The 15778-nt window shown below is 41.3% G+C and carries 15 protein-coding genes and 1 pseudogene; 8 read left to right on the top strand and 8 right to left on the bottom strand.

Going from position 1 to position 15778, the window contains the following annotated elements:
* Positions 1-104: 104 nt before the first annotated feature.
* Both UYC_RS0116840 and UYC_RS0116835 read left to right on the top strand, forming a co-directional pair.
* Complete coding sequence (locus UYC_RS0116840; RefSeq protein WP_026087298.1) at positions 105-734, top strand: Uma2 family endonuclease; 630 nt, start codon at positions 105-107, stop codon at positions 732-734.
* Positions 735-769: 35 nt separating this feature from the next.
* Positions 770-988, top strand: a complete 219-nt coding sequence (locus tag UYC_RS0116835; RefSeq protein WP_016872433.1) for a type II toxin-antitoxin system HicB family antitoxin — start codon at positions 770-772, stop codon at positions 986-988.
* A 58-nt stretch (positions 989-1046) separates the two neighbouring features.
* Here the strand turns inward: UYC_RS0116835 and UYC_RS36600 are convergent, their stop codons facing one another.
* From UYC_RS36600 to UYC_RS0116815, 5 genes and pseudogenes are all read right to left on the bottom strand, one after another.
* A complete protein-coding gene (locus UYC_RS36600; protein WP_071588403.1) occupies positions 1047-1268 on the bottom strand; it encodes a tetratricopeptide repeat protein in 222 nt (73 codons plus the stop codon).
* Positions 1223-1432, bottom strand: a pseudogene (locus UYC_RS0116830) (hypothetical protein); the annotation flags it as partial. The pseudogene UYC_RS0116830 and the gene UYC_RS36600, both read right to left, overlap by 46 nt.
* Positions 1433-2004: 572 nt before the next feature.
* Positions 2005-2985: a 7,8-didemethyl-8-hydroxy-5-deazariboflavin synthase subunit CofG gene (gene cofG, locus UYC_RS0116825; RefSeq protein WP_016872435.1), complete on the bottom strand. Its 981-nt coding sequence runs from the start codon at positions 2983-2985 to the stop codon at positions 2005-2007.
* An 87-nt stretch (positions 2986-3072) separates the two neighbouring features.
* Positions 3073-3486 (bottom strand): hypothetical protein, encoded by a 414-nt coding sequence (locus UYC_RS0116820; protein WP_016872436.1) that lies wholly within the window; start codon positions 3484-3486, stop codon positions 3073-3075.
* Between the two features lie 171 nt (positions 3487-3657).
* Positions 3658-4623, bottom strand: a complete 966-nt coding sequence (locus UYC_RS0116815) for a M48 family metallopeptidase (protein ID WP_016872437.1) — start codon at positions 4621-4623, stop codon at positions 3658-3660.
* Between the two features lie 127 nt (positions 4624-4750).
* On the opposite strand from UYC_RS0116815, the gene UYC_RS0116810 reads away from it, so the two are divergent.
* From UYC_RS0116810 to UYC_RS0116800, 3 genes are all read left to right on the top strand, one after another.
* Complete coding sequence (locus UYC_RS0116810) at positions 4751-6295, top strand: helicase C-terminal domain-containing protein (protein WP_200862381.1); 1545 nt, start codon at positions 4751-4753, stop codon at positions 6293-6295.
* A gap of 170 nt (positions 6296-6465) precedes the next feature.
* Positions 6466-6684 carry a DUF2839 domain-containing protein gene (locus UYC_RS0116805; protein WP_016872439.1) on the top strand — a complete coding sequence of 73 codons (219 nt, stop codon included), beginning with the start codon at positions 6466-6468 and terminating at the stop codon, positions 6682-6684.
* Positions 6685-7599: 915 nt separating this feature from the next.
* The gene (locus UYC_RS0116800) at positions 7600-7944 is read left to right on the top strand and encodes a DUF1815 family protein (RefSeq protein WP_016872440.1); all 345 of its coding nucleotides are present in this window, start codon (positions 7600-7602) and stop codon (positions 7942-7944) included.
* A gap of 95 nt (positions 7945-8039) precedes the next feature.
* Here the strand turns inward: UYC_RS0116800 and UYC_RS0116795 are convergent, their stop codons facing one another.
* Complete coding sequence (locus UYC_RS0116795; protein WP_016879581.1) at positions 8040-10142, bottom strand: CHAT domain-containing protein; 2103 nt, start codon at positions 10140-10142, stop codon at positions 8040-8042.
* A gap of 116 nt (positions 10143-10258) precedes the next feature.
* Here UYC_RS0116795 and UYC_RS0116790 point away from each other — a divergent pair, with 116 nt between their 5' ends.
* Entirely contained in the window at positions 10259-10756 is a 498-nt protein-coding gene (locus UYC_RS0116790; RefSeq protein ID WP_016872442.1) for an acyl-CoA thioesterase, read from the top strand.
* A gap of 341 nt (positions 10757-11097) precedes the next feature.
* Here the strand turns inward: UYC_RS0116790 and UYC_RS0116780 are convergent, their stop codons facing one another.
* Positions 11098-11280: a hypothetical protein gene (locus tag UYC_RS0116780; RefSeq protein ID WP_016872444.1), complete on the bottom strand. Its 183-nt coding sequence runs from the start codon at positions 11278-11280 to the stop codon at positions 11098-11100.
* A gap of 602 nt (positions 11281-11882) precedes the next feature.
* On the opposite strand from UYC_RS0116780, the gene UYC_RS0116775 reads away from it, so the two are divergent.
* Positions 11883-12743, top strand: coding sequence for an META domain-containing protein (locus UYC_RS0116775; RefSeq protein ID WP_016872445.1), 861 nt, complete (start codon positions 11883-11885; stop codon positions 12741-12743).
* A gap of 176 nt (positions 12744-12919) precedes the next feature.
* Here UYC_RS0116775 and dxr read toward each other — a convergent pair whose 3' ends face one another.
* Entirely contained in the window at positions 12920-14116 is a 1197-nt protein-coding gene (gene dxr, locus UYC_RS0116770) for a 1-deoxy-D-xylulose-5-phosphate reductoisomerase (protein ID WP_016872446.1), read from the bottom strand.
* A 145-nt stretch (positions 14117-14261) separates the two neighbouring features.
* Between dxr and UYC_RS0116765 the strand changes: the two genes are divergently transcribed.
* Complete coding sequence (locus tag UYC_RS0116765; protein WP_016872447.1) at positions 14262-15536, top strand: mannosyltransferase family protein; 1275 nt, start codon at positions 14262-14264, stop codon at positions 15534-15536.
* Positions 15537-15778: the final 242 nt, after the last annotated feature.

Below are 15778 nucleotides of genomic sequence, written 5' to 3'. Positions count from 1 at the left end.
TTTTGTGTCAAAACTCTTACTAATGGGGGATGCTTTAGGGATAATTGTTCCAGTTATCACGATTTAACGCTATTTTGTAATCAAGCCCTGCACCCTATAGAGCAATGGTAACTACACGCATTTCCTCGGCACAAAGGGTTGTATTGAGAAACATCAGCTGGCAGACCTATGAAACCATGCTAGCTGATATGGGAGAGGATCGAGCCTCTCGACTTACCTATGACCAAGGTATGTTAGAAATCATGACTCCACTCTTGCCTCACGAATATTGGAAATGTTTAATTGAGCGCTTAATTTTTGTGCTAGGGGAAGAGTTGAATTTAGAAATTTTTCCTACAGGTTCGACAACTCTAAAACGGGAAGATTTGAGGCGTAGTGCGGAACCAGATAGCAGCTACTATATCCGGAATGAAGCACAGGTGAGGAATAAATTTGAAATTGACTTGAACAGCGATCCACCACCTGATTTAGTAGTAGAAATAGACTTAACTAGTTCATCGCTGGATAAATTTCAGATATATGCTTCTTTAGGTGTTCCTGAACTTTGGCGCTATGAAGAAGGTGTACTGAGAATATATCAACTGCAACAAGGGCAGTATGTAGAGTGCAGTAATTCGCCCACTTTTGCACAATTGCCTTTAAATGGAATTCCGCGATTTTTGGAAGAAAGTCAAAGAGTTGGGGTGATGGGGATGACGCGAAATTTTCGGAATTGGGTGAGAGAACAGATTTAAGTAAGAGGAAGTTTTTCAGTTTTAGGTAGCTAATTATGAAAATTTTTACAGCTTATATTGAATGGGATGCTGAAACAAAATTATATGTTGGTATTGTACCTGGAATTCCAGGCGCTCATACTCAGGGTGCTACTTTAGATGAACTTAAGGAAAATCTCAAAGAAGTTTTGGAGTTGTGTTTAGAAGAATACAAAGATTCAATGGAAGATTTACCTCAGTTTGTAGGGTTACAGCAAATTGAAGTAGCAGTATGAGTCGTCTTCCTAAATTATCTAATACTGCTTGCTCAATATTCATTATTCATCGTAGTAACTACTCTTGAATTAATGCTTGAAAGCGTTTATCTTCTCTAATACTATCAAAATTAGAGTCAGTTTTTGCCATTTCTCGATATGCATCAGGATTGACATTAATTGCTTGTGCAAGAGCTTCTATTGCCTGCTCAAAATTACCTTGTAAGGCATAACAGCAAGCTTTGTTATACCAGATTCTGTTGATTTTCCTGCACCGCGATGACCTGCATAAAGTTGACAAGTCATCCTGTCAGAAAATAGTATTTCCCTACCTATTTCTACCAGGATGTCGCCTTCTCCCCGCACTTCTCGACAATCAACATAAGCTGGATCTCCTGCAGGTAAGGGTCGAAATGGGTCAAAAACATTATATAAGCGTCTTAAAAGCGCAAAGTCTTGCGTCATAATTCAAAATCCCCCCAACCTAGCGCTATAGTAACCTAGAACTTTATCTCTACCCCTATCCCATCGAGGTTTAGATACTCGTTGACGAGATTCTGCTCCTCGTTGCTGCAGTTCTAATACTCGTTATCGGACTTCTAATCCTTGTTGACTAAGTTTCAATACTCATTCATGAAGCTTAAATACTCGCTAGTGAGGTTCTAACACTCATTCATGAAGCTTAAATACTCTTGAAAGAGATTCTAATACTTATTAATAAAGCTCAAATACTCGCCAGTGAGGTTCTGATACTCATTAACGAGGCTTAAAGACTCGCTGACGAGGTTCAAAGAGTTGTTAACAAAAGGATTATAAGAAAACTCGAAAATTTTTACTCGCCTCTCCTTACAGGGGTTAAGGTATATACACAAATGATTTAATCACTCCAAACCCCCTTTTTTCTCTTTCCCAGGCTGGCAGCCCAAGAAAGCATTGATTGAGGCTCTGCCTCATGAAGAGGAGGCGGAGCCTCAGAGTTTTCATCACCATGCAGAGCATGGTAATGAGAAAAATAGACTTGTGTGTACACCGTAGCCTTACAGTAGAGAGACTAGGGCTAAAGTATTTCGCCACCGCATCACTGCTGTTTGTAACTCCTCCGACAACCAGGTATCAAACTGCGGATACACTGGTAACCTTGGCACTAACTCCCACCCCGCAGGCTGTAAAATTTCTCTCAATTCCTGCTCCTGAAGATGAGGATAATCGGGATTCACTTCATCTTTTGGCCCGATGCCGCCTAAGTCTCTTGCACCTGCTTCTACACAAGCGATTAACCAGCGCTCATCTTTGACTAAGTTCGGCGGTATTTGAATAGTAATATCTGAGGGTAAAATTTGACGTGCCTGAAAAATTACTTCTGGTAGTTGATGGGGATCGAAGGGTGGTGCTGCAAAACTTTGCTGACTTCCGGGGCTGTGGGGCTGGAGGATGACTTCTTGGATGTGATGGTAACGGTGATGGAGATTAGCGATCGCTACTAATGTCTCCCACCAATCAGCTTCATTTTCTCCAATTCCCAATAACAAACCTGTTGTAAACGGAATCTGTAATTCTCCCGCCCATTCTAATTGTTGCAGCCTGAGTTCTGGCTTTTTACTCGGTGCGTATTTATGCACGGTTTTCAGTAATTCTGGGGTTAACTGTTCTAACATCAACCCCATCGAAACGTTAACATTTTTCAGCTTTTGCATTTCTGCAAAACTCAATGGCCCAGCATTTGTATGCGGTAAAAAACCAAGTGATAGCGCTAATTGACACAATTCATAAATCCGCGCAAACCATGCTTGGCGCTGCGATGAATGGGGGTGTACTTCACCACTGAGTATTAAAATTTCACAGATATTTTGGTGTTGAAGTGGTTTAAGAATACTTTCTGCTGCTGCTATTGTCATCCAAGGACTTTGGCCAGGTTCGCTGCGAAAGTTACAGTAACTACAGCGGTTAAAGCATTCGTAAGTAGGAACGATTGTGTAAGCAGGACTATAAGTAACTTGGCGGGAATGGGAATTTGGCATGGAAGTAGTACTGCTAACCAAGGGAAAGAAATGATTGGGCGAATAGAATTTGCTACTACACAAACAAAGTCCAGATGGTGCGTGGACTTAGTATTTTTGACTTGTTTGTAGCGAATAACGAGATAAAATTCTTTTGATTTTCAAATCGCTGATTTTTGCGATCGCCTCTACTAGTTCTTTCTGTTCTCCCTGCAATTCTAACTTTGCTAAAGCTTGAGCAAAATTATCACCAGTCCGTAAATTTTGATTGAGTTGAGTAATTTGGGAAGAATCTAAAACTTTCATAATTTCCCTGTTTCTGCGCTGACGTACAGCCTGGAGTTGTTGGCGCATTTGGGGAGTCAGCTCCATCTGTGGGGATGAGTTGGCTATCTGGGCAACAATTACAGTTGAATTAGTATTAAATTTCACTATTTCTGCCCAAGCAAGTTCTGGCAAGAAAAAGAAATGGACAAGAATGATAGCTAATACAGACAGTAGTTTTGTAAGTTTGATAGCCATATTTATCTCAAGAAGAAGGCAGAGGGCAGGAGGAAGAAATAGGGACTAGGGACTAGAGACTAGGGACTAGGAAAGAAGCACCAGGGGCAGAGGGGAAGAATTCTTCTCCTTGTCTGGTTGTCTCCTTGTCCCCCAATCTTCTTTCTCCGTGTCCTCTTCACCCGTTCCCTTTTAATCCGACCTTTGAATTTTATTAATTTCTCTTTGCAGTTCTTCAATTTTTTTGCGCAAATTTTCTACTTCTTGATTTTGGTTAGTTTGTGCTGTCACATCTACTGCTCCGGATGCAGGCGATCGCTGATAATTTCCTTTTTTGATTTGTTGATATTCTTCCGATCCTGCCCACTGTTGTAGATAATGTACGCGTTCGACAGCAAAGGGATGACTGAGCATCATTCCTTGAGCACCGTTGTAGATTAAAAATTTATATATTTGATTGAGTCCATCTTCATCTAAAGCCTGGTAATTTTCTGATTGACGGATAAACTCTTGTAAACTGCATTCATTAGCATATTTTATACTGCCACCCGAAATCTTCATCATTGATGACATGACAGTATTTAAGTCATCAATTACTAACATGGCAGCCCGATCTGCTGTTAGCTCTGCTTTGCGTCGCCATTCAAAAAAGGCATATATCAAAGCACTACTGACGAAATTACCAATGCCAAAGGTTAATTCACCCAAGGCGGAAGCAGCGCTCATCGCCCACATGGCCATTTGAATTAAAATAGTATGACCACATTTAATATGCCCCAGTTCATGGGCTAACACCGCCCTAATTTCGGCTTCGTTAAGTAAGTCTAAGATCCCTGTATTTATGACTATATAAGGATGCTCTTGCCCCAGTGCATAACTATTTGCGAGGGGATTTTGTGATACAAACAGTGTTGGTTCTGGGTAAATATCCAAATCCCGCACGCATTCCCGAAACATATGGTAAATAGTGGAATATTGGCGAGGCCCGACTTGAATGGTGTTGCCCATTAGATAAACTAACTGGGGGCGTTCGTAAACAAATTCCACAAATTTACGGGCGATTAAATCAAATCCTGGGAAACTGCGTAGGGCTTGCTCGGCTTGCCGATCTAAAGGATGCCTGAAAGCTTCGCTGGAAATTCCTGTATAGGTTGGCATAATTCAGGATAATTGGTGATCGCTCATTAGTCATTGGTCATTGGTAAAAACAAATGACTAATGTCAACATACATAATGGTAATGGGGCTGTTACAAGTAAAATCACTTTGTATGGGATGAAAAGCGTGTGATTGAGGCAGAAGTTCATTTATCATTACATAACTTCCTGCGATCGCAGGCGGGCTTCCCTTCGTGGCCCCATCATTTGACGATGGCACGGTTGGTAGCACGCGCCTTGCGCTTGGAACGTAGTGCCCTAATTCAAGTTGGTGCAGTTTGTGGCTATCAAGGACGTTATCGTACAAGCTTTGTCGCTTCGGCATTGATGTGGCCTGGCCCTGTGATTATAGTTGCTCCAGAAGTTGTGCAGCAACGCTTGACAAAAGTAGAAATTCCCCGTCTTCAACAGTGGCTACAAGTCAGTAAGGCAATTAGGACAGGTGACGCTTGGCCTGGTGGTGAGTTCCAAGGACTGTTGTTGATTTCTCCTCAAGCTTGGTTAAGAGCACAATTGGCAGAAAAAGAAGAATTTCCCAGTGGCATTCCTACAATTATTGATGGCGTAGACGATTTAGAAGATTGGGTGCGCGAGCAACTCACCGTGACTTTGGCAAGCAGTGATTGGGATCAACTCATGCTGGCTTGCCCTCATCAAGCTGAGGCAATTCGTTCTGCGCGAGTACAATTGACACATGAACTATTCCAACATCCTGCTAATCCCTACGAGTGTTATCTAATTTCCCAACAAGAAGTAGAAATCCTTAGCCACCTTTATTCAATTTTGGAGCTAGGAGATTTACCGGATGCTTGGCAAAAGTTTTGGCAGCAATTTCAAAAAGTAAATACAAACCTTTCTTCCTCTCCCCTGTTGTGGGCTACAATTGCTCGCCGCCAAGGTTTATTTTCTTTGCACTGCGTTCCCGTTGAAATTGCGAAAATACTTTCACCGATTTGGCAACGACAACCAGTAGTGTTAATTGGCAATACTTTAGAACCGGAAACAGAGGCTCCAATTTTCCGTCAGCGCTTTGGATTGGGCGAGTTGACTTGTCTGAAGTTCTCGGATAGTCAAACAGAGGCAATTCAACTTTATGTACCATACCAATTGCCTTTGCCTAATACTCCAGAATTCCAAGCTGCTTTTATTCACAAAGTCCGTACTTTAGTTTGTCTGAGTGCTACATCACCAGGGTTAACGGTTGTGTTGGTGGGAGATGTGCCACTCAAGTCTCAGGTGGGGACAATTTTAGCCTCGGAGTTTGGTTCGCGGGTGCAAGTGGAAAAAACTTGTTTGGATGAAAATGGCATTTTAGTTACTGGTTGGGAATTTTGGCGAGAGCATCAAGCTTGTTTGCCTGCACCCCAACTAACTGTTATTGCCACTTTACCCTTACCATCATTAGAAAATCCTCTTGTGGCTGGCAGAGTTGCTTTTTATAAGCGATCGCATCAAGACTGGTTCCGTTTATATTTGCTGCCAACTGCCCTGAACGAATTGCAGCGGGCGATCGCTCCAGCTAGAGAAAATCAAGGAATCGTAGCATTACTCGATCGCCGTGTAGTCAACCGCAGTTATGGTGCTCAAATTTTGGCTGCCCTCAGTCCCCTAGCACGCATTAACTACCTTGATCCCAGCCTCTTCTCCCAATCCAGTCAAGATAATTCTCCGTAGTTAACTAAAATGTGCAACTTGCCCGTCTCGGTCGGGCAGGTATCTTGTCCAACTTATGAAAAAATATAAATGCGATCGTATTAAGTTAAAAATGACGTCAATAATTTTAACTATGTAAACGTTATTATCAGCCTTAGAAATAATTTAATTTCTGAATATAGGTGAAGCAAATGGGTGAAGCAAAGCGTCGTAAAGCCACACTGGGAGAAAAGTACGGAAAGGAACAGGATTCTCGGATTATGCCTTGGGTTCCAATCACTAAATCTCAAGCAGAACTATTTATGAAATGGACAACTCGCGGTGCCTGGATTGGGATCGGCGGTTTGGTTGTAGCTTGGGTGACAATCCGTTTTATCGGCCCCGCTTTTGGTTGGTGGCAAGTAGTTTGAATTAATACACCTAAGAATTTTGTAAAAAAAGACAGTTCGCCGAGCTGTCTTTTTTACATTTAATTTTTACGTCCCGGTAAAATCATGATGTTAATGACTAATAAATCAGGAATATTACTCTACCTAAATTAATTTATACTACTAATGTATATATTTTGATTTGAATTTACCTTATTTAATAGGTAATTTACAACTCTTATTTTATTCACAGATAGTGTAATTAGCTACATTTTTATAATGGTTTAATCAATAATACTGCCGAAATGGCAACATCTGTTAACAAGGTTTAGTTATTGTCAGGGATAAGTCAAACGATTTGGAATTTACATTTGGGATTGTGGATTAAGTAAAATTACTGTACAGTCATCCCTGTAAAACTGTTACTAAATCCCCGCAACTCTCAGATTACCAAGGTCATCTACCAAACTCTATCCAGGATACAATGGGTAGCTGAACCACAACTTGAGTAATTTCAAATCACGCAATTAAATAAAGCACATACCAACTACGGATGCAAATCACTCATAAAAGACGTGAAATGGTGTAAAAGTTGGCCAACAACCGATTCCTGGCTGTAAACTGCCAATTAAGACGCAATATGTAGTTTTTCTATTGTTGACTTGTGGTGATTATGAGTTACTCTTATAGCGGGTTGTTTTATGCAACCATCTGCCCTGATAGAAGTGTATAAAGATAATATTAGGCTTGGCAGTTCTGTCTGATATTTTGTTTTTGCAAATTGAATATTTTGATACGGCACCTATTAGCCGCAATCAACTACCTTAAGCTAGGTAGCTATTTATCAAATTTAATCATGTCTGGGAATTGTAATGAATAGTTTACAATACCAGTTAATGGGAAAATCTAAAGAAAATATAAAAGGGATCACGCGACCGTGGTGGTAGGAGGAAACTAGTGTTTCTAAGATTAGCGCAACAACATCGACAATTCGTCCAAGACTTGGTAATGAACCTGCAAGCCTTGGCTATTGTACTTGAGCGACGTGGTTATCCTGCGTCTTGCTATACATGTGGCGACCAAATGAATAGTGCTTCGTTTATGGTTAGCCTGGGAGAAAACCACCTGATTCGGTTTTTAGTGTCTGATTACGGTATTACTTGGACAGAAATGCGGGATGACCGTGAATTAATGAAGTTAGAGGGTGCAGAGGCAGTAAATCAGTTACAAGAACTAGCTAATATTGTCAAGTACCCTACTCAACCTCAGCTCGGTAATAAAACCCTTGCCAAGCGTTGCTAATGATACTATGCGCATCAAGGTAGTGCGAAAAAAGTGATATCTATATTTTCTGTTGCCAAGCTCTGACAGAAGTAGTGTTGCTTTACTGAAAACAATCACAATCCATTTCCAATCAAAATAAAAGGTGCCCAATAATAGGGATGATTGAGATTAGCTTCAATTGCTGCTGATAATTGGTTATTTCTGCTTTGTTGTTGAACAATAGCAGGCAACTTTCCTGTTATCAAAGCAATTTGTGCTTGTCGTAAGGCTTCGACTTTTGTCAATTTTCCGGAGGGTAAGAGTGTGTAAAAAGCACTCATTAAAGCTTGTGTACCACCATCATCTACAGTCCACAGCGAAGCAATAGCTGACTTTGCACCTGTTTTTTGGATCTGGTAACCAAAGCCCAAAATCTCCTCTCCGTTACCCAACTTGCCTCCTAATCCAGTTTCGCAGGCACTTAATACTACCAAATCTACGCGGGGTAAAGACCAAGTAGCGACATCTCTGAGGGTGGCGCGATCGCCATTCCCAAATAAGATAAAGGAATCTTCTGGCTTACCAACAATAAAGGCTGCATGAGTTGCCAGATGAACAATTGTGTAATCATCCATCTGGGGCACTGTCGTATCAAGGCTAAAGGCATCATCTAAAATTTTCTTGGTATCGGGTACCGTCGCTGCTAAACTTTCTACTTCCCTGGCAGCAAAAGGTAATCCGGAAAAGGTAAGTTGTCGGTTAGCGACTTTCACTTCATAGCTACCTTTGGTGAATGCCGCTGCTAAAACACGCATTGCTGATGGCGGTGGGCTGTTAAAGTTAGTTAAACTGGCTGCGGTAATGTGATTGATACCAAAGCGCTGAATTAGCCATTGTTTGCCATCGTATAAAGCGGCTAAAGGAATATAGCGCAACTGTCCATCTGGTGCGTAGACAATGGTTTTAACATTTGCTTGCTTGAAGTCGTTTTCAAGCGGTTTGATCAGCCAGTTATACAACTGACGTGCGGGCTTTTTGACATCTAAACTGGGATTTTCCAAAGCTCGACGAAAGGCAAGTATAGTTTGGTTGAGCTTGTCTTGATTAACAGCAACGCTACGGCGAATTGGCGGAGAATCGGGAGTTACCAATACCAATTCCAAGCTGTCTTTTAAAACTAAAGGATAGACAAGTACAGATTTTTCGGGTAATTGTGATAAATTATCCCGAATTTGGTTGAGGCTCTCTAAATCTAGATTTTGCCGCCTTGCCGTGCGGTTAATTTCTTCTACTTGCGCTTTTACATCTGGGCTATCGATGAAGTTGTTAAATTCCTCCAAAATTTGCTGCTGGTTCTTTACCAATTGTTGAATGCGCTGTTTTTGTTGTGGCAATCGCTGCTGTGGAGGAATCTGGCGTAGCTTTGTCAGTTCTTTTCCCAGCACGATCGCGCTATCTAGAGTTTTATCTAACTTTTGTTTAATAGGTTTTTCTGCTGGTGCCAATTCAATGCCTTTGGCAGTGCGTTGATTGCCTTGGACATTGTTAAGATACTCCTCTAGTTCTTCAACTTTGATTAAATCCATAATCCGTTGCCCTTCCTCAACGCGATCGCTTCTGAGCAACCCTTCACCCAAAGCGCGGTATGTCTGAGCAACTGTTAAAGTATAGGCATCTAGCTTTCGTCCAGAAAAAGCTGTTGGATTGAGGCGAACTTTTTCACGGTTGTTGACGCAGTGCTTGTAAAAGAAAATTGCTAATTCTGGTTGATTCTGGGTTGAGAGTAAGTATCCTAAATTACTATAAGTTTTGCCAAGAGCAATGTGAGCCTGTCCAGGAGTTTTTTCTTTCAGGCTAAGTTCCTTGTTTATAACTAAAGCTTGCAGATAAGATTTTAATGCTTGTGAATTCTGCCCTTGTTGTTGATAGACTCTGCCAATATTGTTAAATGTTGCCGCTTCCAGAGAGAGATCGCCAATTTCTCTGCTTATAGATAAAGCAGTTTGTAATTTCTGTTGTGCCTGTTGAAATTTACTTTGCCGAGATAGAGCGATCGCCTCTTGATGCAGTCTCACTACATCTTGAATAGAGGTTGCAGTTTTAGTGTTTTCCGCATTTTGGTTGTTGATATTTGTCTTTTTAGCTACTGAAATAGGTGTTGTAACTACTATTCCCGAACCCGCAACAATCAGTACGGTGGCAGTAACAAGATGGAAATAAAATTTTCGAGGGTACATCCAAAACCCCCTATATTGGTTTACTGGCTGCTAGAGGAAATTAGTTGCACAATGCGACTATTTTTTATGCTATTTCAGTTGTGGAACATCTTTAATAGTTGCTACGAAGATTTAAGATGTCTGAAGAAAAACAAAATAATCACCAATTACCTACCAGTGCTATTGCCAATCAATCGAGTCGTACACCTGAGTACTGGTTTGAATATCCGGTGAGAGTGCAACCTCACCATACCGACTATTTAGGCGTCGTTTGGCACGGTACTTATATAGCTTGGATGGAAGAAGCGCGAGTCGAATGCTTGCGCTCTATAGGTATTGATTATGCCGATCTAGTGGCTTTAGGTTGCGATCTACCAGTTGTGGAGCTGTCGCTACGCTATCATCGTTCTATTCAATTAGGTATGGTGGCGATAGTAAAAACACGCATGGCAGAAGTGACAGGCGTTCGTATCAATTGGGATTATGTGATTGAATCGCTTGATCGCCAGGAATTGTATGTTACTGGTACAGTCACTTTAGTGGCATTAGATCGTGAAAGAGGCAAAGTTATGCGTCATTTGCCTGCAAATGTTAAGGATGCATTGGCAAAAATTTCGACATCTTTAAATAAGTAAAAAAGAAATCAAGTATCAGAAAATTAAGTGGTTGTGCAAAATAAAAAGGAACTCTTAACTCTTAATTTCTCATTACCATGCTCTGCATGGTGATGAAAACTGCGAGGCTCCGCCTCTTCATGAGGCAGAGCCTCAATCAATGCTTTCTTGGGCTGCCAGCCTGGGAAAGAGAAAAAAATAAGTAAAAAAGAAATCAAGCATCTCGTGAACAATAAGATCCCCGACTTCTCTAAAAAGTCGGGGATCTGTGTCTTTTAATGTTTCACACATCAAATAGGACTAGTGACGTACTCCACACACTCCTTCGATAAGACGTGGAGCTTCTGTCGGTTTCAGCTAAATTATCGCGGTAGGGTTTGAGTCAACTTTACTATCTGATTCCAAATATCTTGAGGGCTAATGCCATAACCAACCTGTAACAAGACGATAACGGCAGCAATCATCAGTGCATTTTTTACAGTTGTTTTGATGACTTTAACTAATATAGTGAATACTATCCAAGCTATAATTAGCGCAACTAGCATAGTTATAAGTTCCTAAATAGTCGCCCTTTTTTGGGAAGTATTTCCGGAGAAAAGGCGAATTTATTTTTGTTAATAATTGTTAATTGTCAAGATTCTTAATTACAAAACACTCAGATATTAACTGTTTAGAAGTTAGTATCTCTATTCAATTTAGTTACAAATTAACTACTTCAAAATTCTTATTACTTTGTTGTTATATTTATTTACCAACTATTACTTAGAGAGTAGCTGTGGTGTTTTGTATAATTTATACCCATTTATCAATGGACAATAGCACAATTCAATATATTTTGAGTAGTCTTTTTTAAAGAGCCTTTGTAAATGTTTTTTATATTAATTAAATTTCTTATATATAGAACTTATAATTAGTTAGTAATAATTTTTTATTCAAAACCCTGATTTAACCTAGAAAACACTGAAAGTTTCTATCAGTTACTACTAAAATCAGCGCATTATACCGTATAAAATTTAGTGTGAGGTGTGGTGTGATTTGTAGGAGTTTCGTTCTTACGCTGTTCTCTGTTTTTGCACCATTATCGATTGTTTTTTCTGCATCGGCGCAACAGGCAAGTACTAATAACTCATGGCTGGATCGTCCGCTCGTGAACTGGAATCGGCAGGGAAAAGATTTTCCACAACTACCAAGCCCGTCTAAAACGGCAGGTGAATCGCCTTTAGTAAGTCGGTGTCGGGAACAGGTGCGTCAACCAGCGAGTGCAGCAGAAAGAGCTGTTGTGCAAAAGGGTTGGACTTTATACGGTCAAGTGTACAGCCATGGGACGACGACGGTTTTTACAGCGATGTCAGGCGTCGATGGAATGTGTCGACCGCTGGGCTATCAGGCTTTCGTGTATTCTGAAGGCAGGTATGCCGGAACACTTTCGCCTGTGCCAATGGATTCGCGCACAGACTCTTCGCTCACCAACATTCGCTTGATCGGTGCAACACGTATCGCTGCGGAGTTTGCACGTTACGGTAAGTCCGATCCGCTCTGCTGTCCGTCAAAAAAAAGCACCGTAAATTACAACCTTAGAAATGACGAGATTCCAGATCTTACGCCTGTTAACGTGAATACCGTAGCAATGTGTCAAACGAACAAGCCAGCGGAAGGCAGCAATAACAATGATGCGACTTCACTTTTTGGTAAGCGGTGGCTCTTAACCGAAATTGGAGAACAAAAATTAAGCGCTAACAAGCTCTACATAGAATTCGACAAAAAACAAAGCAGAGTCTCCGGCGACAGTGGATGCAATCGCTTTTTTGGTGGATTTGAAATCAACGGTACGTCGTTGAAGTTTTCGCCTTTAGCCAGTACCAAGCGGGCGTGTCTGACGCCAGAAGCAAATCGCCTGGAAACGAGTTTTTTGCGATCGCTTGAAGAAACGACACGCTTCGATGTTCAGGGAAAAACATTGCGCCTTTATGCGGGTGAGCGTCAGGTTCTTGTTTTTACGAGTGAATGATAAACGAATTTTGTAGAGACGCGAAATTACCCTACGGGAACCCCTGCGGTGTACGCGTCTCTACACCATATGCATTTGTATCAGAGTTTTGGTGAAACGGTGTAAAAACTTGGTTAATGGTTTCGGGAAAAAAGCAGCGTTCAGCTTACTACTGAACGCCGATCTATTTAAGCTTTTTATCGTAAAGAAATGATCCGCGAGCGAGAATCTATCTTTTCAGAGGCTAGTAAGACTTCTTGTCTAGCCCAGCGATCGGCAGCCAAAATGTCATCTAAAGAAGGATTTGAACAGTTATCGGATGAAAAGCGATCGCACGCCCATTCGATACACCGGGCAATATCTAAATAGTCAATTTTTTCATCTAAAAACAAAGCTACGGCTTGTTCGTTGGCGGCATTTAAGACAGCGGGCATGGAACCGCCAGCTCTACCGGCAGCATAAGCCAACTGCATACAAGGATATTTTTGGTGATCTGGTTCTCGGAATGTAAGATTGGCAACTTTGACTAAATCTAGTCGTTCCCAATCAGTATAGATGCGATCTGGCCAAGATAAGGCATACAGTAATGGTAAGCGCATATCAGGCCAGCCTAATTGAGCTAATACCGAAGTGTCTTGTAGTTCGATTAGGGAGTGAATTATGCTCTGGGGATGAATAACAATTTCAATATTGTCGTAATCCAACCCAAACAGGAAATGAGCTTCTATTACTTCCAGCCCCTTGTTCATCAAAGTAGCAGAGTCTACAGTAATTTTCCGCCCCATCGACCAATTTGGATGTTTGAGAGCGTCGGCGACAGTCACTTCTGCTAGTTTCTCTGTTGCCCAATCCCGGAAAGCACCTCCAGAAGCGGTAAGTAAAATTTTTCGCAACCCACCTTTTGGTACGCCTTGCAAACACTGGAAAATTGCCGAATGTTCGGAGTCAGCTGGTAGTAATTTTATTCCATGCTTTTCAACCAATGGTAGAACAACAGGGCCTCCAGCAATTAAAGTTTCCTTATTGGCTAAGGCAATATCCTTACCAGCTTCGATGGCAGCGATCGTGGGTAACAAACCTGCACAGCCAACAATACCTGTAACTACCGTTTGAGCATCGCCGTACCGAGCAACTTCTATGACTCCTGCTTCACCAGCCAGTAAGATAGGTTGGGGATCGACGTCGGCGATTAATTCGCGCAGTACTGGCAATTTTTCTTCTAAGCAAATTGCTGCTATAGTCGGTCGAAATTGCCGAATTTGCGAAGCTAACAATTCCACATTGTTTCCAGTCGCTAATCCCACTATCCGGAACTGATCTGGGTACTGAGCGACAATATCTAAAGTTTGAGTACCGATTGATCCCGTAGAACCAAGAAGAGTAATCGCTTTCACATTCACAATTATTTAAGGATTGACAGACAACTCCACTATAAATTGCTTAGGACTCCCAAATAACAGTATTTAAATTACATTCTTAAGTGATTATCTACGTAATTATCAATCCAACAACAACTAGTCTTTCCCAAACCACCAGTCTATGGTTCCAAAACAGTTAGTTCTCAAAAAAGATTTACTAAAAAACGATTTAATCTTTCCGGGCGCGATGTGGCTTGGCAGCAGAATGGTGATTTGGAGTGCCATGTTATTGATTGCCACTCTGTTGGGTGCGCCACCAGGAGGCAAGGCTGCTACATTTGGCTGGGATGTATTTGACGCTTGGGATAGCATACATTACCGCAGTATTGCTACTTCTGGGTATGAATACATGGCTGACGGCAAGGGACATAATATTGCTTTTTTTCCTTTGTTTCCCTTGATTGTTAGAGGTGTCATGAGCCTTGGCTTCCCGTTTGAGGTAGCAGGAACTTTGGTAAATAATATAGCATTTATTGCCGCTCTTTACTGCGTATATTTATGGGTGAAAGAATCTCACAGTATACAAGCTGCACGTTGGGCAACTGCTGTCTTGGCTTGGTGCCCGCCATCGCTATTCACAGCAGTAATTTATACCGAAGGACTATATTTGCTTTTAAGTACGATGGCTCTGCGTACATTTGAAGAACATCAATATAGTTGGACTGCCCTTTGTGGTGCAATGGCAACAGCAACACGCCCGACAGGAATAGTACTGATCCCCACATTTTTGATTGCTGCCTGGAAAGAGAGGCGATCGCCTATTGCTTATTCGGCTGCTTTAGCCACGTCAACGGGATCGCTGCTATTTAGCGTATACTGTGCCTTGGAATTTGACGATCCTTTAGCATTTATTCATGCCCAACGGGGATGGCGAGCAACTTTGGGATTTGATTGGCTGGGTTGGTTGAAAATGCTCATGCAAATTACAGTTGGCACAACTAACTGGAATCACGGCTATCTTAAAAATCCTTTGCATCCTCTATTGTTTGCCATCATTGTTGCTTTGGGATATTTGCTATGGCGCTACCGTCAGCAATGGGGTGCTGCGAAGGTAGATTATGGCTTTGCGATTTTATTCTTATTTTTATGGATACTAGCGGGCGATCCTTTAATTAATACTGTTTCTGTTTTAGGTGGTGCTTATTTGTTATGGTACTTACGCAAACAATTGACTTTGGTAACAGTGATTTATGGTTTTTGCGCCTTAGGGTTAATTCTTGTTTCTGGCGGAACTTGGTCACTTAATCGTATTGCCTACGGTATTGTGTCATTAAGCATCGCTTTGGGTGTATTGTTATCTCGCCAGCCTCGCTGGGGATATTTAACTATGTTCTTCTTCGCAATTTTACTTGCTAGTTTTTCTGTCAGATTTGCTCAAGAACTCTGGGTAGGGTAGGCAGGTAGAAAGTAGGGAACAGGGTTGAGGAAACAGTATAGAGAATGTGTAAATAATTTTATTTACTCATATCTTGGATCTGTACTCTTGTCCACCAAGAAATTTATTTCTTGGCTTAAAACTAAAGTCTGATAAATCAGACTAGGTAAGATTTTAAGTCAGTTTTAACTGATAGTAGCTCTAAGCCTAGAACTGAAGTTCTAGGCGTTTTAGGGACGAGGTACTTAAAAGTTAAAACTAAA

Source organism: Chlorogloeopsis fritschii PCC 6912 (genome assembly GCF_000317285.1).
Classification (GTDB): Bacteria; Cyanobacteriota; Cyanobacteriia; order Cyanobacteriales; family Nostocaceae; genus Chlorogloeopsis; species Chlorogloeopsis fritschii.
This window is presented reverse-complemented; position numbering and strand designations above follow the sequence as displayed.